Annotated in this window: 19 protein-coding genes and 1 pseudogene; 12 read left to right on the top strand and 8 right to left on the bottom strand. The window is 41.9% G+C overall.

Translation table 11 applies throughout. The annotated features are described in order from the left end of the window. Positions 1-327: 327 nt before the first annotated feature. Both NSTCB13_RS21080 and NSTCB13_RS21075 read right to left on the bottom strand, forming a co-directional pair. Positions 328-594 carry a hypothetical protein gene (locus NSTCB13_RS21080; RefSeq protein WP_445630915.1) on the bottom strand — a complete coding sequence of 89 codons (267 nt, stop codon included), beginning with the start codon at positions 592-594 and terminating at the stop codon, positions 328-330. A gap of 561 nt (positions 595-1,155) precedes the next feature. Further along, positions 1,156-2,280 carry a THUMP domain-containing class I SAM-dependent RNA methyltransferase gene (locus tag NSTCB13_RS21075; protein WP_448273708.1) on the bottom strand — a complete coding sequence of 375 codons (1,125 nt, stop codon included), beginning with the start codon at positions 2,278-2,280 and terminating at the stop codon, positions 1,156-1,158. A 488-nt stretch (positions 2,281-2,768) separates the two neighbouring features. Here NSTCB13_RS21075 and NSTCB13_RS21070 point away from each other — a divergent pair, with 488 nt between their 5' ends. Next, a complete protein-coding gene (locus tag NSTCB13_RS21070; RefSeq protein ID WP_448273707.1) occupies positions 2,769-4,163 on the top strand; it encodes a hypothetical protein in 1,395 nt (464 codons plus the stop codon). Positions 4,164-4,362: 199 nt separating this feature from the next. On the opposite strand, the gene NSTCB13_RS21065 is transcribed toward NSTCB13_RS21070, so the two are convergent. After that, positions 4,363-5,250, bottom strand: coding sequence for a sugar phosphate nucleotidyltransferase (locus tag NSTCB13_RS21065; protein WP_445630919.1), 888 nt, complete (start codon positions 5,248-5,250; stop codon positions 4,363-4,365). Positions 5,251-5,260: 10 nt separating this feature from the next. Further along, positions 5,261-6,442 (bottom strand): radical SAM family heme chaperone HemW, encoded by a 1,182-nt coding sequence (hemW, locus tag NSTCB13_RS21060; protein ID WP_445630920.1) that lies wholly within the window; start codon positions 6,440-6,442, stop codon positions 5,261-5,263. A 453-nt stretch (positions 6,443-6,895) separates the two neighbouring features. Between hemW and NSTCB13_RS21055 the strand changes: the two are divergent. Next, positions 6,896-7,973: pseudogene (locus tag NSTCB13_RS21055) on the top strand (PIN domain-containing protein). Positions 7,974-8,033: 60 nt separating this feature from the next. Here the strand turns inward: NSTCB13_RS21055 and NSTCB13_RS21050 are convergent. After that, complete coding sequence (locus tag NSTCB13_RS21050; protein WP_445630921.1) at positions 8,034-8,852, bottom strand: Rpn family recombination-promoting nuclease/putative transposase; 819 nt, start codon at positions 8,850-8,852, stop codon at positions 8,034-8,036. Positions 8,853-9,368: 516 nt separating this feature from the next. Here NSTCB13_RS21050 and NSTCB13_RS21045 point away from each other — a divergent pair. The 5 genes from NSTCB13_RS21045 (at position 9,369) to NSTCB13_RS21025 (ending at position 15,743) form a co-directional block, all read left to right on the top strand. Continuing rightward, positions 9,369-9,506 (top strand): hypothetical protein, encoded by a 138-nt coding sequence (locus tag NSTCB13_RS21045; protein WP_448273706.1) that lies wholly within the window; start codon positions 9,369-9,371, stop codon positions 9,504-9,506. 118 nt (positions 9,507-9,624) lie between these two features. Further along, positions 9,625-11,571 carry an amino acid transporter gene (locus NSTCB13_RS21040; protein WP_445630922.1) on the top strand — a complete coding sequence of 649 codons (1,947 nt, stop codon included), beginning with the start codon at positions 9,625-9,627 and terminating at the stop codon, positions 11,569-11,571. Positions 11,572-11,829: 258 nt separating this feature from the next. Further along, positions 11,830-15,072 (top strand): PAS domain-containing protein, encoded by a 3,243-nt coding sequence (locus NSTCB13_RS21035; RefSeq protein WP_448273705.1) that lies wholly within the window; start codon positions 11,830-11,832, stop codon positions 15,070-15,072. Positions 15,073-15,169: 97 nt separating this feature from the next. Further along, on the top strand, positions 15,170-15,496 hold the full coding sequence (locus tag NSTCB13_RS21030; protein ID WP_448274217.1) for a hypothetical protein: 327 nt from the start codon (positions 15,170-15,172) through the stop codon (positions 15,494-15,496). Continuing rightward, positions 15,438-15,743, top strand: coding sequence for a 2OG-Fe(II) oxygenase (locus NSTCB13_RS21025; protein WP_448273704.1), 306 nt, complete (start codon positions 15,438-15,440; stop codon positions 15,741-15,743). The genes NSTCB13_RS21030 and NSTCB13_RS21025 overlap by 59 nt, the downstream gene beginning before the upstream one ends. 35 nt (positions 15,744-15,778) lie before the next feature. Here the strand turns inward: NSTCB13_RS21025 and recR are convergent, their stop codons facing one another. Next, a complete protein-coding gene (gene recR / locus NSTCB13_RS21020; protein WP_322638705.1) occupies positions 15,779-16,336 on the bottom strand; it encodes a recombination mediator RecR in 558 nt (185 codons plus the stop codon). 226 nt (positions 16,337-16,562) lie between these two features. Then, entirely contained in the window at positions 16,563-17,600 is a 1,038-nt protein-coding gene (locus tag NSTCB13_RS21015) for an aldo/keto reductase (protein WP_445630925.1), read from the bottom strand. Positions 17,601-18,330: 730 nt separating this feature from the next. Here NSTCB13_RS21015 and NSTCB13_RS21010 point away from each other — a divergent pair. The 4 genes from NSTCB13_RS21010 to NSTCB13_RS20995 all read left to right on the top strand — a co-directional run bounded on the left by NSTCB13_RS21010 (position 18,331) and on the right by NSTCB13_RS20995 (position 22,397). Beyond that, positions 18,331-19,233: a hypothetical protein gene (locus tag NSTCB13_RS21010; protein WP_448273703.1), complete on the top strand. Its 903-nt coding sequence runs from the start codon at positions 18,331-18,333 to the stop codon at positions 19,231-19,233. After that, positions 19,169-20,224, top strand: coding sequence for a lipoxygenase family protein (locus NSTCB13_RS21005; protein WP_448273702.1), 1,056 nt, complete (start codon positions 19,169-19,171; stop codon positions 20,222-20,224). The genes NSTCB13_RS21010 and NSTCB13_RS21005 overlap by 65 nt, the downstream gene beginning before the upstream one ends. A 37-nt stretch (positions 20,225-20,261) precedes the next feature. Then, complete coding sequence (locus tag NSTCB13_RS21000; protein ID WP_448267644.1) at positions 20,262-21,611, top strand: cytochrome P450; 1,350 nt, start codon at positions 20,262-20,264, stop codon at positions 21,609-21,611. 225 nt (positions 21,612-21,836) lie between these two features. Further along, complete coding sequence (locus tag NSTCB13_RS20995; protein ID WP_448267643.1) at positions 21,837-22,397, top strand: hypothetical protein; 561 nt, start codon at positions 21,837-21,839, stop codon at positions 22,395-22,397. A 251-nt stretch (positions 22,398-22,648) separates the two neighbouring features. On the opposite strand, the gene NSTCB13_RS20990 is transcribed toward NSTCB13_RS20995, so the two are convergent. Next, entirely contained in the window at positions 22,649-23,146 is a 498-nt protein-coding gene (locus NSTCB13_RS20990) for an N-acetyltransferase family protein (protein ID WP_448273701.1), read from the bottom strand. Between the two features lie 158 nt (positions 23,147-23,304). On the opposite strand from NSTCB13_RS20990, the gene NSTCB13_RS20985 reads away from it, so the two are divergent. Further along, positions 23,305-23,895: a flavodoxin family protein gene (locus tag NSTCB13_RS20985; RefSeq protein ID WP_445630930.1), complete on the top strand. Its 591-nt coding sequence runs from the start codon at positions 23,305-23,307 to the stop codon at positions 23,893-23,895. The last annotated feature ends 229 nt before the right edge of the window (positions 23,896-24,124 follow it).

Genomic DNA, 24,124 nt, shown 5'->3' with positions numbered 1-24,124 from the left:
AGTTTCAAGTTTTTTTGACTAAATTTAAATTTGTTAAAGAGTATTAAAAATATCACAGGTAAGACGCGGTGAATCGCCGTCTCTACGATCTAACAGAAATAGTTGAGAGCGATCGCTTCTCCAAATAGGCGCAGTCAGGGCGTTTCACAGGCTGTCCCTAACTTCTTCGAGCAACTTCTCTAAAAGGGACATGTTAATTCTAATATCAAGCCCCACTTAGATACTTTCTAGCTAGGGCTTTTGTTTTTATGTCTAAAGTCGATATGCAATCATCTATCAAGCGCGATGGCGTACACGCCCTTTCCGGTGGCGATCGCAATGCAGAATTTATTTGATTGTTAAATCTGGTTCTTTACAGAAGTTAAATAGGGCTGACTCAGTTTTTGATTCATCTTCAAATACAGCAAAAATGTACCATTCACAGGGCGAACCATTCGTATATTCAGCCCAAGCAATTGTTGCTGTTTCACGTGATGGAATCCCTAACTCACCCAAGTTAAATGAAGCCCACTCTCGATCGTCGGCAGATACCCACAACTCTGTAATTGCCAATTCAGTTTTATTGGTAACGGTAAAGGTGAATTGGTCTGACATAAATAGCCTTGCCTTCTAACGATAAATAAATTGCAGATTGTCAGTCATTGATTATACTGCCACTTGTTTCAAAAGTTGTTACACTAACTGCCAAAATATAGACTTACAGATAGTTTCAAGTTTGTTTGACTTAATTTAAATTTATTAAAGAGTATTAAAAATATCATCGATTCAAATTGAGTTTATCGAGATAGCCGATGCCATGCAACAACAGATTTAGGTCGCGGTTCTCACAAACTCCGACAATACAACACATCCCCAGTGTCATAAAATTTTCAGGCAATGTATTTTTTACTCAGCAGAAGTAGTTGAGAGCGATCGCCTTAAAGATACTACAAACCGAAAATCGCAAAATCCGATCGATTGTGTCTTAATACAGTTTTGCATAAAAGCGTAGCATTTTTAATGTAAGGGGATGCATCGACATTGCATCGGGATGCATCGACATTGCATCCCGATGCATTGGCATTGCAGGGGAATGCATCGACATTGCATCGGGATGCATTGGCATTGCAACGTATTGCCAAATTTAGTTTGCTACGAATTAATGAAATGCTGTACTTAATACAACTCATACTTCATTAACTGACAAGGCAGCGTTCCGTTATACACCGCAATTCGCCGGGATGATTTTAATCCAATCGATTGAGACAGTTCCTTGTTGCCACTGAGGACAAATGCAGTCCAGCCTTTGAAGCGTTGTTTCAGCACATCGCCCAAAAGTTTGTAAAATGCCCCTAAATCGCTATCTCGCCCCAGCCGTTCGCCATAAGGTGGATTGCAGAATAAAATCCCACTATCTGCGGGGGCGACAACATCAGCAAGTTCCATTTGAGAAAACCATACATGGTTATCAACGCCGCAGTTTTGAGCATTGTTAATCGCTTGCTCAATTATATTTTCATCGCGATCGCTTCCCCAAATAGGTGCGGGAAGAGTATCCAATTGGCTGTCCTTAGCTTCTTGGAGTAGCTTTTCTAAAAGGGGCAGATCAAAATCGAGCCAATTTTCAAATCCAAAGGATTCACGAAACAACCCTGGTGCGATGTTCAGTGCCTTTAAGCAAGCTTCCAGGGGTAAAGTGCCAGATCCACACAGAGGATCGTAGAACATCTGGTCTGGTTGCCAGCCTGAAAGCTGAATGAGAGCCGCAGCGAGAGATTCCTTGAGAGGGGCTGCTCCCACCGCCGGACGGTAGCCTCGGCGATGCAAACTATTTCCCGAACTGTCGAGTTTAACGGTACAAAAATCGCGTTCAATATGAACATTAACCCGCACATCTGGATCGTGAAGCTCTACATTTGAACGCTCGCCCAGATTTTCTTTTTGTTGGTCAACGATCGCATTTTTGACCTGGAGAGATGTAAAGTGGCTGTGGTTGAGGCGATCGTTTTTGCCCGTGACATTCACCGCCAGCGTCATATCTGGCGTCAGATAGTTTTGCCAATCGATAGTTTGGATACCGCGATAGAGATCCTTAGCATCAAGGCATGGAAACTCATTGATGTTCACCAAGATTCGGAATGGCAGCCTAGCCCAGAGATTGACGCGATAAAGTAAAGTGCGATCGCCCTCAAAGGCTACACCGCAAAACCCCGGCTCTACGGAATGGGCACCCAGTTGCTCTAACTCTTGAGCCGCGAGGGTTTCTAATCCGCGAGCAACCGTTGCAAAATACTGATTCATCCTCTAATCCAAAGCATTATCTTCACTGCTCACCCATTGACGCACTTTAGCTTAACTTATATCTTGTAACATTCTCTCTCGTGAAGTCTGCAACTATGAAGAAGGGGAAAGGGGAAAGGGAAGGGGGAAAGGTGAAGGGGGAAAGGGGAAAGGGCAAGGGGGAACTCCATATTTAAAAATAGGGGTTTCAAACATCGACGCTGCTAAGTTATCGCACTACGTGTCTCAAAAATCTTCTTTTAATATTCTCCATATTTAAAAATAGGGGCTTTATACCGTCTGGGGAAAAGTTTTACTCTTTTTTCCTTTACCCCTTTCCCTTTCCCCCTTCCCCTTCCCCTTTTTGACAAATATTTTTTGAAAGAGATTATATTTTTTTCAGTTTAAGTACTATCTTAAATTAATTAACCTTGCTAATATCAAGCTGAAATAGCATTCAGACACTTTGCAATACAACCCATCAATAAAAATAATCAGAGGGAAAAACTGTGAGTTTAGTATCTGATATTGTTCTGCTGCAAGACTTAACATCTTCATCTAATGAAAATTTAGTCCAGCTGAAAACCGCACTTCCGGTGACGGTAAATCGCTTAACCAACCCGAAGTTAGCAAATATATTTGGTGATGACCTGAAATTTGGTATTGCCTCTTTCAAGGATAAGCCACTTGTGCCTTTTGGGGGTTACGCTGACTATGTATATCAACCAGAAGTCGCTTTGACAAATAATGTCACAACAATTAAAGACAAAATCTTTGGCTTTCAAGCTTTTGGTGGCAATGATGGGCCAGAATCACAATTATTTGCACTCTTGTTCGCTGCTTTAGATAACGGCAGTCTTGGTTACAGAGTAGGTTCATTTCGTGTTGTGATAATAGCCACCGATAGTATTTATCACGTTGCCGGCGATCGCGCCGCAGTTATTCCAAGTGATACTATTGCCAATAATGGAGATGAGATAGCTGATGCTTTTGAAGATTATCCACAGGTCGGACAAGTAAAAACTGCGCTAGAAGAAAATAACATTATTCCAATTTTTCTAACTACGAGTAATGTTGCAGCCAATTACGAGACACTAGTTACCCAACTTGGTCGAGGTGGTGTACTGACTGTTGGTTCTACAAGCGAGAATCTTGCTGATGTCATAAAAGAGGCAGTTGCTCGAGCTAGAAATGCGATCGGTACTGATGTCACTACAACCAAGGGAGACGATACCTTTAGTTCAGCGAATTTTTCGGCTGGCGATAAGGTTATTTTTGCTGGGGATGGCGATGACAGTATTTCGCTTTCTGGTGTTATTGGTAATCATTACATTGATGGGGGGGCAGGTTCTGACATCCTTTTTGGTGGATCTGGTGCAGATATCATAGATGGGGGTAGTGATGACGACAACCTTCTGGGGGGCAAAGGTGATGATATTCTTTTTGGCAGTAGTGGAAAAGATATTCTGAGCGGGAATCAAGGGAACGATTACCTACAGGGAGATAGTGGGGACGACTTACTAGAAGGAGGTGCTGGTGCAGATAAGTTTGGATTTGCAACAGGATCGAAGTTTAATATTAGGGAACTCGGAGTTGATGTTATTACTGACTTTAATCCTAAGCAAGACAAAATCCAATTATCTAAATCTACCTTTACAGCTCTAAGTAACTCGGTCTTCCCGACTCAATTAAATTCCGCAGACTTTGCCACAGTAACAAACGATACTTTAGCTGCAAGCAGTAGTGCAGCGATCGTTTATAATAGCGCAAATGGTAGTCTATTTTATAACCCTAATAGGTCGGCGGATGATTTTGCTGAGATTAATTCCGGGGGTAAATTTGCACAATTGGATGCTATTTCTTTTCCTACTCTAACTACCGCTAGTTTTGAGGTAGTTTTGTAAGGTTTGTGTCTGATTTCGAGTCCTGCATTTTGTAACTCATTTACCTAAAAACTGCTTTAACAAAAAAGGAGGCTATCATCAGGAGCAAATTAAACGGTATATTTTCAAGATGCCTCTGCTTACTCAATAGAATACTATCTATTTGAACCATTTTAAAAAGTGAGATCCTCTTAAATAAAGGAATTAAACTGAGATTAATCTATATTTTTCTAAAATCAATCATTGTCTGCCGATAAGCATCTGGCAAACCTGTATCAAAACACTTGCCTTTAACAACATATCCTGTCATTCCCTCTTCCTGACGCAATTGTTCAAGACAAGATGTTAACTGAAATTCACCTCGTTCTCGAAAATTTTGGTTGATATGTTCTGCGAGAAAATCAAAAATTTTCGGCGTTAGTAAATATAAGCCAAATATACATAAAAAATTATTTTCTGATATTCCCTCTACACGTAAATGCTGTTGTGCATACTCAATAGTCGGTTTCTCATACAGTTGGGTAACTGACAAAATCGAGTTTAACTCTTGCCAAACTCCTGTTACACACCCAGCTTGATGAATAATTTCTGCTGGCATTGTCGTTAAGCCAATAACGTTTTGATTAACTTGTTCGTAAACATCTAAAACTTGACGCGCACAAGATTTTTCAATGTCAGATGCATAAATGTGGTCGCCCAACATGAGCAAAAACGGCTCATTTTGTACCCAATCCTTGGCACAAAATACTGCATGACCATAGCCTAATTGTTCTTCTTGTAACAAAATGGTAATTCTGCTACCTAAATCTTCGAGATATCGGCTATATTCTTGATTTTGTGGTGAAAGCTTTTCTAAAAGTTCTTTTTTGGGTGGGTTTTTCAAGAAATCTGCAAATATTTCTTTGTCATCCGGCTGCACCACAATCCCTACTTCTGTAATTCCAGCACTAATTGCCTCTTCAATAATTGCAAGAATCACAGGTTTTGCCCTACCATCTCGATCGATAATTGGGAAAAGTTCTTTTTTGACAACTTTAGTAGCTGGAAACAAACGAGTACCGAAACCAGCTACCGGAATTACAGCTTTTCTAACTTTATTTTTTTGCATAAACAGTTTGTCACCCCAACTTCTCAAACAATTCCGCCAACACTACATTAGAAAATAAAAACCCTTGGGGATCAATCAAACGCAATCTTCCCTCTGCAACTTCCACCCAACCTTTCTCAAAATACAATTGCAAACACCGACAAATCTCCTCCACCTTCTGTTCGCCAAACGCCTCTACCAACGCCGCTAAACTCAAACCCTCTGCCAAACGCAACCCCAACATTAACGTTTCTAACAATACTTCCTTTGGGGGGGTAACATCACAATCAATTACAGCGCCAGCTTGTACCCACTGGTAATACTCTTTAGTTTTACGCGGACGAGTGAACCGCTTCCCCTCAACATAACTCGCCGCACCCATGCCAAAGCCATAATAAGGGCGGTTTTCCCAATACACTCGATTATGCCGACATTGATGGCCAGGTTGAGCATAATTAGAAATTTCATAATGCTCATAACCTGCACTAGTTAAAATCTGCTGCCCCATCTGGTACATTTTGACTGTGGCTTCATCCGTGGGTAAAGGAGTATCGCCAGGTTTGTAGTAACGACCAAAGGCTGTACCTGGTTCGATGGTAAGATCGTAAATGGAAATGTGAGTGGGTGCTATTACTACAGCTTTTTCTAAGGAATCCTGCCATTGATCCAAAGACTGATGCGGCAACCCAGAAATTAAGTCTAAGCTAAATTCGGGAATCTCGACTTGGTGGATTAATTCCACAGCTGCAAAAATATCTTCAACTGAGTGCGATCGCCCCGCCCTTTGCAATAATTCTGATTGGAAGGCTTGTACGCCCAAACTTACCCGGTTCACCCCTGCACGGCGATAGCCTGCTATGTGGGCTAAATCAAAGGTACCTGGGTCAATTTCCATAGAAATCTCTGCCCCAGACGCAATCCCAAAATGCTTCTCTAGTTCTGTCAGTATCCTTTGTAGCTGCTCTATTGAGAGCAACGAAGGAGTACCACCACCGAAGAAAATTGTCTTCAGAGGTTGACCAAATGCTGGTGTAATGGCAATTTCTTGACATAACACATCAACATATTGGGAGATAGTACCAGATGTTTCTCCCCGCAAGCGATCGCCGACAACAGATACCGGGAAATCACAATAAAAACATCGTCGCCTGCAAAAGGGAATATGCACATAAGCAGAACTCGCAATTCCAGAAATAGTAAATTTTTTACTCATTTTGAGAAAAGTTTTAAGTTAACCCAACTGCTAATTAGAGACAATAAAAATGAGGAAAGAATTCAGAAGTCAGGTGGTCACTGAGCGTAGTCGTTCGCGCAGCGTCTCCGACAGGAGAAGTGAGCCAAAAGCCAGAATAATTGTCAAATCAAGCGTGTAATGACTTCTTGATTTTATTAAACTTATTAAGTTTAGGTATCAAAGTCTTCTTAATTCTGACTTCTGGATTCTGGATTCTGAATTCTTACAAAATAAGTAGTTTATTTACAAGTTTTTGTCGTTTTACAACAAAACAATGAAAAATATTAAGATAAAAGCCTTTGGTTATAATAATTGCAGATATTGTCAGCCTAAACCCTTAGTGTAAGTCAATATCAATCATTTTATCTTACCGATGAGATAAAAAATACTTAACTTTATCGGTTAACACAGTTGCAGGAAAACAAGACAACCATGCTTGACGCCATTATTATTTTCTCATTTATCCTAGCAGCGTCGGGAATAGGGTTCTACAGCATTGAACTACTACCCAATGGGACGCTAGATCAAGTAACGAATCTAGAAGCTTTACGCTTAGTCGTTGCCGTCTTTGCCGCTATTATTGGTGGTGCGATCGGGCTGAGTTTCCAGACGACATATCGTCGCCTAGAATCACAAGTCAAAGAAATGCCTTTAGAAGCGATCTTAACTCGTGCGATCGGGTTAGTGATTGGGCTATTACTAGCCAACCTGATGCTAGCCCCATTATTTTTGCTGCCGATCCCGGCGGATTTTGGATTTATTAAGCCATTGGTGGCAGTTGTCGGTAGTATCATCCTCTCCGTCACTGGCATGAATTTGGCAGATACCCACGGGCGAGGTTTATTGCGGTTCATTAATCCCAACACTGTCGAATCATTAGTAGTGGAAGGAACATTAAAACCAGCCAATACCAAAGTTCTAGATACTAGCTGTATTATTGATGGTCGTATTGAAGCCTTACTAGAAACAGGGTTTTTAGAAGGGCAAATTCTCGTACCGCAGTTTGTCTTGCAAGAACTCCAACAAGTAGCGGATGCTAGCAAAGACCAAAAGCGGGTACGCGGAAGAAGAGGACTAGAAATTCTCAACCGTATTAAGGAAGATTATCCCGATCGCATCCTGATTAATGCAGTTGACTACGAAGATATTCCCACAGTGGATGCCAAGTTAGTGCGCTTCGCCCAAGAAATTAGCGGCACACTGCTAACCAACGACTACAACTTGTCTAAAGTCGCCAGTGTTCAAAAAGTACCTGTTTTGAATGTGAATGATTTAGTGAATGCCGTCCGTCCCCAGTTATTTACCTGGCGACAACCTGGATTTAAAAATCCTCAAGGAAGGCAAAGAACCCAGCCAAGGCATTGGCTATCTAGATGACGGCACAATGGTAGTTGTTGAAGAAGGTAGCAGTTATGTGGGTGGTGAACTGCGAGTAGTAGTTACCAGTGCTTTACAAACTACAGCAGGAAGAATGATTTTTGCTAAACCCCAAGCTTCAGCATTGGCGTGAAATGGGATGTTCAATTCGAGTAACACTTACTAATCGGTGCAGGTTGACTGCACCGATTATTTATTGATTGGACTCACGAGACTCACTTACCTGTAAATACTGTAACTGCTCAATTGATAACCCTGTCACCCTGGCGATCGCCTCTAATGGCATACCAGTACTAAATAGATTTCTTGCCACTTCGAGTAACGCTTCAGCCTTACCTTCAGCCTTACCTTCGGCCTTACCTTCGACCTTGCCTTCAGCTTTACCTTCTTGTAGAATATCTTGATAAATCACTGACTCGCGCATAATATCTGACCTCAAAACTCGTTTAATAACCTCTTTATCTAATACTAAACCAGCTAAAATCGCTGTAGAGGCAGCAATATTACTTTGAGTTCTTAATTCTGTAATCCCGTTAATCTCTCGTGCAACTTCGGCAAGTATAATTTCTGGATCAATTGTATTGCTTAAGACCGCTAAAGGTAAGAGTCCAGGTGTTCTCAAAAATACTTCTGTAGGTTGTTCCCAAAGTCTGATAACTGCAAATTCATGTCGTGTCCCAGGAATTGTAAATGTATTTTGTTGCACCAAATTTGAATTTGTTGGCTTGAGATAAATTACGACTTGATGCATTGCTTTGTCTGGAAAGCGGCGATATGCTCGTAATCGATAGTCAATCATCCGAAAAGGAATTTCTGCATCGACTTGGGTTTGAAATTCTAAATGCAATATGCTTTGCTCCGACTGCAACAGAATTAGAGCATCAGCCCGAATGGGTTCGAGAGATAATTCTTTTGGACTTAGTTCTGTTAAATTAATAGATTCGCCTAATAACCATGTAGCGAAGTCACTGGAGAAGTTCTCAACTAAAAACTTGCAGATATTGTCAAACATCTGAATTAGTGTAGTTGGTGCAGATGGGTTCGTATGATGCTAGAAACCTATCTAATACATTGTTTGTATATTATGTACGACTATATGTCTATAATTCTATCAAACTAAAGTCTGCGGCTACACAAACAGAGTTATAGATTAGCAGGCTAATTATCTTATGGTCATTTACAGAAACATCATATATAGGAATCCGATTTGATTCCTGAATCACTCGTAGAGACAGGGCACAGGGAACAGGGGACAGGGAACAGGGAACAGGGAACAGGTAAAAAGGAATAAAAGTGTACTGAGTTTTTTCACCCAATCAAATATGAGTCCTATAGGAATCCGATTTGATTAATGAACATATTTGCGTAGGGAGGGAACAGGGAACAGAGAAAAAGGGATTTAGGGGTGTACTGAGTTTTTTCACCCAATCAAATATGAGTCCTATATAACTAAAAGTAACTTTTATTTTAGGGCTGATTTGTTGATTGCGTACACACCAAGTTTTGCAACGTCGTTTTTTTAGAATTTATGCAGCTTCAAGGTGTTAAGGATGCAAAAGTGTTAATCCCAAAATATACGGTTGTAGTATTGATTATTCCTATACCAAAAGCCGCAAACGATCTCGATCTAGTAGACGACTACGAGCAGCTACTATATATTTTGTAAATTGGACAGGATGCTTAACATACAATAATAGTGCTATGCCTTTGTAGTTAAAAATTTTAATAAACCACGAAGGCTTTAAAAAATCACAAAGCCGACTTTTGCAACACAACCGTATTTGATGGCTAAATCAATTGTTTCAACAAAACGGCTCGGCAGCCAGTTAATCCATTGGTTGCTTGAAGAAGACCGACGAGAGAAAAAAGGGCCTTACCGCAAGGAAGAAGCACATCGCCAGCATTCTTGGTGGCAGGTGATGTGCTTGACTGGTGTAGATTATTTCTCGACCCTTGGCTATCAACCAGGGATTGCAGCACTGGCGGCTGGCGCTCTTTCTCCTATAGCTACCCTGGTTCTGGTTTTGCTGACGCTGTTTGGAGCGTTGCCAATCTATCGGCGCATTGCTGCCGAAAGCCCTCATGGTGAAGGGTCGATCGCAATGTTAGAGCGTTTACTTTCCTGGTGGCAAGGCAAATTACTTGTACTGTGCTTACTTGGGTTTGTGGCAACTGACTTTATTATTACCATTACCTTGTCAGCAGCCGATGCCACAGCCCATATCATCGAAAATCCGCTGACACCAATTTGGCTTCACAATCAGCCGATCGCAGTTACCCTGATATTAGTTGCACTACTAGGTGCAGTCTTCTTGAGAGGTTTCCGAGAAGCCATTGGGATTGCAGTAGTTTTGGTGGGAGCTTATCTGCTGTTAAACTTCATTGTCGTTGGCGTTGGCGCGTATCAGATATTAAATCACACAGAAACGATCCCGAATTGGCAAACTGCACTTTTTGCACGCCATTCTAACCCTTTGATGCTAATCGGCATCTCTTTGCTCATCTTCCCAAAACTCGCGCTGGGATTGTCAGGTTTTGAGACAGGTGTTACCGTTATGCCCCTGGTTAAAGGTAGCAGTAACAGCACTTCGCATCATCCCAAAGGGCGGATTCGGAATACACGCAAGTTGCTCACCACTGCTGCTCTAATTATGAGCTTCTTTTTGCTTACCACCAGTTTTATAACCACTCTATTGATTCCAGCCGCAGAATTTGCATCAGGGGGCAAAGCTAACGGACGGGCCCTTGCTTATTTAGCACATCTATATCTAGGCAATGCCTTTGGCACAATTTACGATTTAAGTACTATTTCTATTTTGTGGTTTGCAGGTGCATCTGCAATGGCAGGGCTATTAAATATCGTGCCTCGCTACCTACCACGCTATGGCATGGCGCCCAATTGGGCACGAGTAACCCGACCTTTGGTGTTAGTCTACACAGCGATCGCTTTTGTTGTCACAATTATCTTTAAAGCAAGTGTAGAAGCCCAAGGTGGGGCTTATGCAACTGGTGTACTAGTGTTGATCACCTCAGCCGCCTTTGCCGTCACCTTATCAGCCCATCGTCACCGACAGAAGCGGGCCAGACTCGTTTTTGGCATCATTACACTGTTATTTTTATATACCACCATTGTTAATATCATCGAAAGACCAGAAGGGATTAGGATTGCTGGGTTTTTCATCGGTGCGATCATTTTTACCTCGCTGGTTTCTCGTGTTTGGCGTTCAACGGAACTGCGAGCAGAGCGAATTGAAATTGACGAACTTGCTAGACAATTCTTTGCCGAAGATAGCCAGGGAACAATACGACTGATTGCAAATCGGTTGAATACGGGCGATGTCCTAGAGTATTTTATGAAAGAGAAAGAGGTACGCGAAGACAATCATATTCCAGCCAACGATCCAGTTCTGTTTTTAGAAATTCATGTATCCGATGCTTCGGAATTTGCGGATGCGATCGTAGTAAAAGGGGTACAAGTTGGTGACTATCGCATCCTCCGGGCTGAAAGCGCAGCAGTACCGAATGCGATCGCAGCTTTACTACTTTACATTCGCGACCAAACAGGTAAGATTCCCCATGCTTACTTTGGCTGGGTTGAGGGAAATCCCATACAATACCTATTGCGTTTTATCTTGTTTGGCGAAGGTGACATTGCTGTAGTTACCCGTGAAGTACTGCGGCGGGCTGAAAAGAATCCCGATATGCGACCTGGTATTCATGTTGGGGGTTGATTCACGGAAGAGGACGAGTGGACAAGGGGACAAGGGGACAAGGGGACAAGGGGACAAGTTTCCCTTTGTCACCCCATCCCCCCATCCCCTTGTCCTTTTCTTTTTCCCCTTGTCCTATAAAGATGTGGCAAAAAATAAACCAATGATAGAAGTAGCGATCGCAGCTTTTACCTCAAATTTGAACGAATTGCCTTAAAATTTATGTAAAGATGAGTCGCTTAATCTGAGATTAACTTTAAAATTATTTAACTTTTTAGAATGCCAGACGCGGAAAAGTTGCACAACCAGCTGGGTAATCACAAGCTGCTGCATCGGCAAGTTAGTAAAAAGGCAAATTCTTCGCTAGTAGCCAGTCAAGAAGAAGGAATGGTGCTTCAGTTGCCTGATGGCACTATCCAGGCTTGCAATGCCGCTAGCGATCGCATTTTGGGACTGACCGCCCAACAGCTTGTAGGGCAAAATTTGCTCGATCCCAAGTGGCAATTTATTCATCAAGATGGCTCTCCTTTACTCAGTAAAGCTCACCCGACGAGGGTTACTCAAAATACAGGTAAACCTTGCTTAAATGTGGTGTGTGGCTTTTATAAGCCAAATGGTGAGCTAGTCTGGCTATTGTTTTCCTCGCAACCTCTGTTTCAAACTGAAGGAAGCAATCTGTATGCGATTGTGACAACTTTTTCGGATATTACGGAATCTAAGCACGCTCAGTCAGAGGAAGACTGTAATTGCGAACAAGATACTCAACGATTTGATGCAGATGAATTTCAAAGACTGTGGGATAGTCATCGTCTGTTTCAACAAATTGCTGGCACTCTTCCGGGGATAATCTACATTTATGACTTAATTGAGCAGCGAAATTCTTACGTTAATTACGAAATTGCTCAAAGTTGGGGCTATACACCAGTAGAAATCCAGGCGATGGGAAAGGAGTTATTTACTCAACTTCTACACCCTGAAGATTTGGCTCGACTCCCTAGCTATTTAGAACAATTTAATTCTGCTTATCAGGGTGAAGTCCTCAGCTTTGAATACCGAATTCGACACGCTAATGGAGAGTGGCGCTGGTTTTGTAGCTATGATACTGTGCACAGCAGAACTGCTGATGGATTGCCGCAATATCTTTTGGGGATCGCTTTTGATATTACAGAACGACGACACATAGAAACTTCTTTGCGGCAAAGTAACGAAAGGTTTGAGCTAGCTGCGGCGGCGGTTAATTGCCTAATTTATGACTGGGAGATTAGCAGAAATACTGTGGAAAGAACTCAGGGTCTAACCCAGGTTTTTGGCTACACCCAAGAAGAAACAGAACCGACTTTCGAGTGGTGGCAAGAACGCATCCACCCCGATGACCAACAAAGAGTTAACGATCAGTTCATCGCTAGTATGGCCAATGGAAACCGTTATCGGATTGAATATCGAGTGCGTCACCAGGATGGCCGTTATTTGTGGGTGGTAGATCAGGGGTTTGCAGTCCGGGATGAAAATGCTCAAGTGGTTAGAGTAGTTGGTGCAAGTACTGATATTACCGAACAGCAAGCGGCTTTATGGGAACGTCAAAAAATTGAAACAAATCTGCGCGAGAGTGAAGAACGGATTCGGTTGGCGACTAATGCTGCTGAACTGGGTATGTGGTTTTGGAATATCACCACCAACGAGGTAATTTGGACAGAGAAATGTTATCAACTGTTTGGAGTGTCCCTAGAAGCCGAAATTAGCTTTGAGATTTTCCTCAACACTGTACATCCAGAAGACCGCCAATGCATTCATGAAGCGATCGCCCGCTCTCTGGAGGAAAATGTTGAGTGTGACATCGAATACCGCATCCCTTGGTCTGATGGTAGTATTCATTGGATTGCTGCTAAAGGTCGCGTCTTTTATGATGCCAAGGGTAAGCCAGTACGAATGATGGGTACTACCCAGGATATTACCCGACGCAAACAGGTAGAAAATGATTTGCGCCACCGCGAAACTCAATTAAGGCGCTTAGTTGATTCCAACATTATTGGCATTATGTTCGCCACTCCTGATTACATTACTGAGGCGAACGAGGCTTTTTTAGAAATGGTGGGTTATACGCGAGAGGAACTATTGACAGGTAAGATCCGCAGACAACACATCACTCCACCTGAATATCATGCTCTCGATCGGCAGGGGCTAGAACAACTTTTAACGGTTGGGCTATTTACTCCCTTTGAAAAAGAATACATTCGTAAGGATGGTTCCCGTATTCCGATACTAATTGGTGGTGCCTTGGTGGAGCGAGATCCCGCATCTTGGATCTGTTTTATTCTTGACTTAACCCCCAGGAAACAATTAGAAAAAGCACTTAGGCAACAAGCAGAGGAACTCAAACAGGCAAACCGGAATAAAGATGAGTTTCTCGCAATTCTCTCTCACGAATTGCGATCGCCTCTCAACCCAATTTTAGGGTGGTCATCGCTACTCAAAAGCCGCAAATTTGATGAAGTGACTACAAATCGTGCTTTGGAAACCATCGAAAGAAATGCTCAATTGCAGATTCAATTAATTGATGAGTTGTTGGATGTCTCCCGAATTATTCGCGGTAAGTTAAACCTGACTTTTGCCACTGTTAACTTAGTAGCTGTAATTGATGCTGCATTAGAAACAGTCCGGTTAATTGCCGAAACCAAATCTATCCAGATTAAAGTACAGCTCGATCCCAATGTTGGTAAAGTGTTAGGCGATTATAATCGCTTACAGCAAGTTGTTGGGAATTTACTCTCGAACGCAGTCAAGTTTACTCCCTCTCGTGGTTCAGTGGAAATCAGTTTATCATTGAGTTGTGAATTAACTTTCCCCTCAGCACTAATTCAAGTTAAAGATACAGGTCAAGGTATTTCCCCAGAGTTTCTACCCCACGTATTTGAATATTTTCGTCAAGCCGATAGCAGCACAACCAGGACATTCGGCGGACTGGGACTGGGATTGGCAATAGTTCGTCACTTAGTAGAATTGCATGGTGGTACTGTCAGAGCAGCTAGTCCGGGAATTGGACAGGGAGCAGTTTTTACTGTCAGACTGCCCGTGATGAAGGAAACTGACGGTGCAGAGAAAGCAGGAGGAGCGGGCGAGAAATTTAACTCGTCAGTTCTGCGTGGACTACGGGTATTAATTGTTGATGATGATGTTGACACACGAGAGTTTTTGCACTTCTTGCTACAACAGAATGGGGCGTTGATAACTGCCGCAGCATCAGTAAAAGAGGCGCTGATGATTATAGCACAGGCTGTACCTAATTTATTAATCAGTGATTTAGGAATGCCAGAAATGGATGGCTACAGCTTGATTAAGATGCTCAGAGCCATGCCGAAAGAGGAGGGCGGGGAAATTCCGGCGATCGCTCTTACCGCCTATGCTGGAGAAAGCGATCGCGATCGAGTTTTAGCGGCTGGTTTTCAGAAACATATTGCCAAACCAGTACAACCAACTGAATTACTCACTTCAATTGCAGATTTACTAGGGCAAAATCATGGCTAAAACTCTATTTCTGTTCATTAGATTTTAGGCTCAACTCAACCCTATTGAGTTATGAAGAATACACTATCATAAGGCTTAAATCTCAATCGGCTTAACCATGACCAAGAAAGATTTGATTTGCAACCAAATTTTCACGTTGGAAAATATTCTTTCGCCAGCAGAATGCGCTGAGTATATTAATTTAACAGAAAACATTGGCTATACAGATGCTCCTATTACTACCCACCGAGGTTTTAAAATGCGTCCCGACATCCGCAATAATCAGCGCGTTATGCTAGATGATCGCGAGCGTGCTTTTGATTTATGGCAGCGTGTGTCAAATTATATCCCCAAGACCATTGGTAGATGGCATCCAGTTGGGCTGAATGAGCGTTTTCGCTTCTATCGCTACGATCCAGGGTCAGAGGTTTGCACCTCACCATGATGGTGCTTATCGACGAACCAACGGTGAGGAAAGTTTATTGACTTTCATGATTTATCTGAATGAAGGCTTTGAAGGCGGTGAAACCCGCTTTTATCTTTCTGAGTACTACGGAGATTTATCTAATCTAGCTGTGCTTCCAGTCACAGGTATGGCTTTGTGTTTTGTCCACGAACTAGTACATGAGGGCGCTATTATTATTCAGGGGCGAAAGTACGTCTTGCGATCGGATGTTATGTACAGTCAATAGTCGAGAAAGTGATTAACCAGCAAAATTAACAAAATTTAATCTAACTCCCGACGGCCTTCCAACGCCCTCGCCAAAGTCACTTCATCTGCGTACTCCAAATCGCCACCTACAGGTAAACCAAAAGCAATCCTTGTCACCTTAGTAAATGGTTTCAATAGCTGACCGATATACAGGGTTGTGGTCTCCCCTTCTACACTCGGACTAATTGCCAGAATTACTTCTTGAGGTTTTTGCTGACTCACCCGACGCTGCAAAGCTAGTATATTTAACTGATCTGGGCCAATTCCATCAATTGGCGAAATCACCCCGCCCAAAACGTGATACTTGCCTTTGTATTCGCGGGTTTTTTCCAGCGCAATCACATCACGAGGGTCTGCAACAACACAGATAGTGTTATTGTCACGGTTGGCATTGCGGCAAATTTCACAAACAGGTTCAGCAGATAAGTGAAAGCAAACAGAACACAAGCCTATCTGTTTTTTTGCCTCAACTAAAGCTTGTGCCAAAGCTTCTACTTCTGCTTCTGGTCGTTTCAAAATATGCAAAGCCAGTCGTTGGGCACTTTTGGGGCCAACTCCCGGTAGGCGTTGCAATTGTTCAATTAACCGTGCTAAAGGGCGTGCGTAAACCGTTGTCTTGTCTCCAGAATGTTTTCACTTTAACTATGATGACATTTTTTGAGTACTTCCATCAGGCGCGACACTTCCAACTCGCGATCGCTCAGTTCTGGACTTTGCAGCTATGCCAGTTTTGTGTCCACAGCAGGATATACGCTTGTTTGCTGTGAACCTTAGTTTTCAAACACGCCCTAGCAAAAACTTATCCCAACCACTCAGGATTTTTGGCTGTACTATCAAATTGGTTAGTAGTTTTAAACAATTCATACTGACCTTTGAGAGCAGCTTGGCGAGTCCGATTCAGTAATGCTTTAACTTGTTCCTGACTCATGGGTGTAAAAGTACGTACTGCCTCGAAAGCCTGGTTTAAGATGGGCATACTTTCAATGCCTGTAATCACCGTTGAAGTTGGCAGATTCATCGCGTAATGCAGACATTCGATCGGTTTGACCACATTGCTTTTGAGAATGTTTTGGTCGCCCATTGATTTCATCCCCAGTACAGCAATTCCGTCTTGAACCAGTCTGGGTAAAACTTGCCTCTCAAAACTGCGGAAATGGGCATCCATCACATTTAATGGCATCTGCACTGCATCAAAACGGAAGTTATTTTGATTGGCAACTTCCAACATTCTTAGGTGTACTAAAGGATCTTTGTGTCCAGTAAAGCCTATGTAGCGAATCTTGCCAGCTTTTTGTGCTTCCACCACTGCTTCCATCGCACCACCAGGGGCAAAAATCCGGTCTGGGTCTTCCATACGAATGACTTCATGATGCTGCAACAAATCAATGTGGTCTGTTTGCAAACGTTTTAAAGATTCATCAATTTGTTGAGCCGCCGCCTTTTTTGTGCGCCCGTCGATTTTAGTCATCAGAAAAGCTTTTTGACGATAGCCATTTTGCAAAGCTTTACCCATGCGAATTTCGCTACCTCCATTATGGTAGTCCCAGCTATTGTCCATAAAATTGATCCCGCGATCGAGAGCAGTACGGATCAGATTAATACCCTCTTGTTCATCTTTTGGTCTACCAATATGATGACCACCTAGACCAATTACAGATATTTGTTCTTTGGTGCGTCCTAGTTGCCTGTAGAGCATTTCCCCTTTTTTTGTCTGGAGTGGGGTAGACTGATTTTGCGCTAAAACCTGTTTGGTTAAACCTTGTAAAGCAAATACCCCAGCTCCACCTAAACCAGAAGCAGAAACTACCTTCAGTAAATTTCGTCTGCTAATATCCACAAATTTATCCTTTGACCACAGTATGAGAACTTTCTTTCATAGCTTTGCATGGAGCAAAATTCGTTGCTTCTAACTCTTGAAGGATAAAGGCACTGAGGTAGAGATAGATTTTTGATAGAGGGAAGGTAATAGAATATAGCGATTACCTGTTACGTGAGGTACAGATAATATTTTGAAACGCAAAGGGACGCAAAGTAAAGCGCAGAGGTACGCAGAGATTTGTACCTCAACAGACTAGGAAACGCTATAAGATTTTATCGTTGTGTAAGTAGAGGAAGCATTGGAGACATCGGCAGCAGAGGAAGAATCCGATCGTTGTATTCCCGCTCTCGTTTCAGTAGTTAAAATGTCAACTCCAACACAATACTTTAGTCCGAAAGTTTTCTTTGAGAATTGTTTCTAAATCTTGGCAAATATTATTTGTATTGCTAAATATTTTTTGCAAGATTTTTAAACCAGGACTTACGCAAAAATAGCCAAAAAGCTTAATCGATCGTAGACGCTTTGCGGCTTGTCGAAGGCTACCATCAAGACGCCAATAACGCCGATAGTTCGTAGAGTTTGCGTAAGCCCTAAAACATTTAGTGCGTGGTTTAAGAGTTGATAAATTCGAGAAAATTTATTTAGAAAAATCGGAATTTAAAACTTGATTGCGATAATACGTTTAGGTAAATCAAACCTGTTTATCTTAAACTATTAAAGTTCCCCGTACTAAACATGAGTAGAGTCAATGACTGCTTCATCACCAGAAAATTTAATCAGTTCATCAAGTACTCATACTTTAGATATAGCTAGACAAGAGTATCAATATAACTACATCCATATTCCATCAATTGCAATGCTAGATCGGCTTTCTCTTGCCGAAGAGTTCACCACTAACTGGTATTTTTTATTAGCCCAGCAGTTACGAGTTGTGTTTATCAATACCTTGATTGTCAATAGAGGCAATCAAGGTTCTAAATCGATTCGTGATGATGTCGCAAGGTTTATTTTAGAAGCCTTGCTCAAGGGAGCAGTACCAATAAAAATCAATATTCTGGCAAGAATCCTGCAAATTATCCCTCAGTTTTTACTCAAAGGTATATCTAAGGATGTTAGAGAACTCGACGATCTTTTTTATTCTATTCTGAAAGAAAACGGACTTGTGATCCTCAGAGATGCTCTAAATAGGATAATTAACCTTTTATACGAAGGACAGCGGACAGGACATGCAACCAGTCTCAAGGACTACGAAAATTTGTTTCAAGTGATTGGTGTGCCAGCGATCGCTAAAACTTACCAAGAAGATGAAGTATTTGCCTATATGCGAGTCGCTGGCTACAATCCCGTGACGATCGCGCGAGTAAATACTCCAGGCGATCGCTTCCCAGTCACAGACGAACATTACCAAGGCGTGATGGGAACTGACGACTCATTAGCAGCAGCCGGACTTGAAGGCAGACTCTACTTAGCTGACTATAAAATTTTAGATGGTGCAGTCAACGGTACATTCCCACACGAGCAAAAATATCTCTATGCTCCTTTAGCACTGTTTGCCTTACCCAAAGGCTCAGACCCCCAACCGTTTATTGCGGCCGATAGCCATTCAATGCGGTCAAACCCCAGGCCCAGATTATCCAATTGTTACCCCTAACTCCGGTAAATACTCTTGGCTTTTTGCCAAAACAATTGTCCAAATAGCAGATGCCAACTACCACGAAGCTGTCACTCATCTAGCAAGAACTCACTTGTTAATTGGTGCTTTTGCGATCGCCACCGCAAGACAACTACCACTTACCCATCCCCTAAGAATTTTGTTGCGCCCGCATTTTGACAGCACCTTAGCAATTAACGATGCCGCCCAACGGATTCTCATAGCTCCAGGCGGTGGTGTCGATAGATTACTCTCATCATCAATCGACAACTCTCGCGTTTTAGCAGTGCTAGCCTTGCAAAGCTATGGTTTTAATAGTGCCATCTTACCTAAGCAATTCCAACAGCGCGGTGTAGACGATCCCAACCTCTTGCCTATTTATCCTTACCGAGATGATGCCCTACTAGTCTGGAATGCCATTCATCAATGGGTTGCAGACTACCTGAACCTTTACTACACCACGGATGAAGACATTCAAAAAGATAGAGAATTGCAAGCGTGGGCAGCCGAAATCCCAGCTTACGATGGTGGTCGCATCCCCGATTTTGGCGAAGATGGAGGCATCAAAACGCTCAATTACCTGATTGATGCCACGACGCTGATTATTTTCACTGCTAGCGCCCAACACGCTGCGGTTAACTTTCCGCAAAAAGATTTTATGGGCTACGCCGCAGCCATACCATTGGCAGGTTATTTACCAGCTTCAACTCTCAAAAGAGAAGTTACTGAGCAAGACTACCTCGATTTGCTCCCTCCCTTAGATCAGGCACAACGGCAATACAACCTACTCAGCTTGTTGGGGTCTGTGTATTACAACAAGCTGGGTGATTATCAGCAAGGATACTTTACAGACCAAAAAGTAAAACCATTGTTACAAGCATTCCAAAGTAATCTTCAGCAAGTAGAAGATACCATCAAGCAACGTAATTTGCACCGTCCACCCTATGAGTATCTGCTTCCTTCTAAAATTCCTCAGAGCATCAATATCTGAATTAGAGACAAATGACAAATGACTCAAAATAAATACTATGACACTTAAAGATAAAGTCCTCAAAAATCACGATCGCCAGCTTTGGCTTGCACCGATACTAGCCAAAGTAGGTTACGATACTGCGATCGGCAAGTTTCTCCGCTTGATTTTTTATTACATGGATGCGTCAATCATGCTCAACGCATGGCGAGACTTTCTCTACATCCGTAAAGAAAATATTGGAGACAAGTATTTTGCAGTAGACCAAGCAATTATGCATTCCTCTCACTCCCAGGTAAGAGAATTAATGCAAACCCAACCACAACTGCGGGGAAATGATTTAGGCATCATCAGAATATTAGCTCCAAGCTACCTGCTGGATAATCCTCTGAGCCTGGGAACAAACGGTAACGAACACACAGGATTACGTACTGTAATCTTACAAGCCTTACCGGAACCGTCTCAAAAAATAGACTTTTTAGGGAATCTAGTTGAGGAAAGCCTGTTAGAAGCTGCTAAACAAGGCAAATTACACATCGGCAACGATTTGCCAAAGATTATGCTATCGAGTTTGCATCAACTGGTTTTTCAGATATCTTTATCTGAGGAAGAAATCACAGCATCCGATAGTTACATTAAAGGTTTGGCTCTTGCATCCTTGCCTAATTTTATCAGCAAGTATCTGCTGGCAATATTAACAGCGCCAAAAATTCGGCATCGTCAATATTTAATTAACCGATATAAACAATCACCTAAATGGGCATCTTACTTTGAAACAGGCGCTCAGTATCAGTTGAACGAACACCAAATTGCTAATACCCTTTTCGATATGATTCATATCGCCGGAACTGCCGGCACGAGTGCGCTTTTAGGATCTGTGATTGGTGTTCTTTGCTTAGATAATACTCTCAGAAATGATGTAGTGTCAGAAGTGAATGCAGTCTGGAATGGCAAGAAAACTTTAGACTCAGACGCTCTAGAACAGTTAACACTTCTCAATCAAGTGATTTTAGAAACGGCTCGTCTCTATCCACCTGTGCGATTTGTTAGCCAACTCACTACTGAAGCAGGTGAAGTTGAGATTGGAAAACAAAAATGTCCATTCCAAAAAGGTACTCGCTTGCTTGGCTCTATTCTTACAGCTAATCGGGATGCCAATAGATACCAAAATCCAGATTATTTTGACCTAACACGGAATTTTTCAGATATCTTATCTTGGAATGGCGAAGAGCATGAACGAGCTTGTCCTGGGAAATCCTTATCAATTGGCTTTATCAAAATTTTCTGTTTACATCTGCTCCACAACTATCAATGGGACTCAATTACAGAAGTCAAATGGGATTTTGAAAAAGTGACTGCCGTTACTCCTAATAATTTAGTACTACAAGGTTTTGCTCAACGACTGTGAGTAAGAGACTTACAGTAGGGGCGCACAGATGTGTGCCCTTACTTCTCGTGCTCGATTATGTAAGCTTAAAGCAAGTGGCATTCCTGAATTATAATTTGGTAATTGTTCTGGATTTTTGAGTTGATTTTACTCTTTTTCTAACGCCAGATTACTCATCTTTTCTCTGACTCGGTTCGTTAAAAATTTAGGTATTATTTTAGCACAAAGGAAGTAATTACAAATTATATGACTGAATTAATTGAAAAAAAGCAACTTAATAATATTGCAACCTGGATGATTCCAATCAAAGAAACAAACTTACCATCTGTCCTTAAGGGTGTGTTTTTTATGGATGGCAATCCACTGCCAGATACTTGCATTACTATGTACAATTTAGAATGGGATATAGAGAATAGAACTTTGCTTTTACCGATATTTGCCCCGTTACAGTGGACTTTTCATGACTCGATTGCTGGCTGGATATTACTACGTTCAATTCAATGGTTTAAAGTAAGTTACAAAATTCGGTTTGAAGATGAAACTTTGCAACAAGCTCAAGTCACACCTGTTTTTCTAGGAATATCAGTTCCAAAATCGATTGTCAGTTTCACAATGTCCCAAGACAAAAATTCTCTCAATGGAGATATCTGGCACAGAAAGAACGTTTGGTTTGGCGGACTTTCTCGGGCTGGTGAGTATACTCTCCGTAGGGTTGTTGATAAAGATGGTTCTTATACTCCTGCTTTTAACGATATGCTTACCAGAGTACAAAATGAATGTTTAGTAATTGAACGCCACTCAAATTGATTCGGCTTAGGTTAGTCAGCTAAAGCTTAGAGCCTTATCGCCCTCCCATCACTAACTCTTGTCACATTCCAGATTAAGCAAGTAGTAAATAACTAAACGATCCAGATTAGCTACTCAATTTAATTTTAAAGAGAACCTATCAATTAGTTATACCATTTGGAAAAATGATTGCGACACATGGATTCACACCAAGCCAGACGCACCAAGGCAATTCCCAATCCAAAATCTCAAATCCAAAATCTAAAATGGTATTAGCTATTATACGCGAATATCAAAAATTCAGTGCCTTCATAGATGAACTCTGCCATCTTGCACATACCCATCTTTTGATGTGCTTGAAGTGATGCTTTGTTATTTGCCTTGATGAACAGTATTCCTTCCTGCTTTGGTAGCAAATCTTTCAACTTAGCAAACATTCCCGCAGCAATACCTTGCCCACGCATCGTTTCATCAACACAAATAGGGCCATACAAGTAAGCATCTTTTGTACCAGGATAGGTTTGTAACATCACCTTTATAATTGGTAGATTAGCAGTTGTCTTTGACCAACTGAGTAAAAATCCCACAACTTGACCATCTTTACGTGCTACAACGCTTGGCATTTGCGAGATAGTCATCATCACAGCCTCTGGCTCAAGATGACCTAATAACATACCACCATGTTCTGCGTCATTGGCTTGGGCCAACTTGACGATTCCAGTAACATCACTGGGGCTGGCACGGTCGATCGCTACATCATTGAGACACATACCTGGTTAATATAAATAGGAGAAAGACTTGGAGCAAAAGAATTTTCTTTTAGAAGAATAACAGAAATGACTTTAAGATTGACTGCTTTACTTTATCAGCCAGTAGTCTTTATGATATTTCTCGTTCAGTTTCAGTCAAAATTTTAACTAAACCTCCTATGCCCACTGTTGCAATTATCTATTTTTCTGGTGCAGGTCATACTCATCTTATGGCCCAAGCTATTGCTGAAGGTGCAAATAAAGTTAAAGACACCACTGTTGAACTGCTACGGGTTACTGGAGAGCAGATAGTCAATGGTCGTTGGAAGAATGATGAGGTAATAGCAACTCTCAATCAAGCTGATGCAATTGTTTTTGGTTCTCCTACTTATATGGGTGGTGTTGCGGCTCAGTTCAAGGCATTTATTGATGCTGCTAGCGAAATTTGGTTCCGACACGGATGGAAAGACAAAATCGCTGGGGGTTTTACCCATTCCAGCTCTCCTAGTGGCGATAAACAAAGTACACTCCTCTATTTAGCTACCAACGCAGCCCAACATGGGATGATTTGGGTAAATGTTGGAGACTTGCAAAGCTTTTTATCTGGTAAAGATGATGGGGTAAATCGACTCGGAGGATTTCTAGGTGTCATGGGTCAAAGTCAACTCGATATGAGTGGCAAAGAACCAGTGCTAGATTCGGGCGATTATCTGACTTCACTACGCTTTGGGGAACGGATTGCAGAGGCAACCAAACGTTGGGTTAAGTAGCTTTTGATACTTTTATTTGTTTGTAACACTCTTGTATCTGAGAAAAATTCAAAGAGTCAAAGTTGCACCAAAGCAGCGATCGCTTGCAACAGGCACTACACTGCTACTATGCCAACCAAAACTTCTAAAGTGCAAAGTGCGTAGGTGTAGCCCAACCTAAGCATCGCTGTTTTTTCTACTAGTAAGAGTGCTTTTCTAATGGGAATACTTTATATATAGTAATTCCAAC

The organism is Nostoc sp. DSM 114160 (assembly GCF_053470305.1).
Note: the sequence above shows the minus strand (reverse complement) of the source record. Positions and strands in the feature narration are given on the sequence as shown.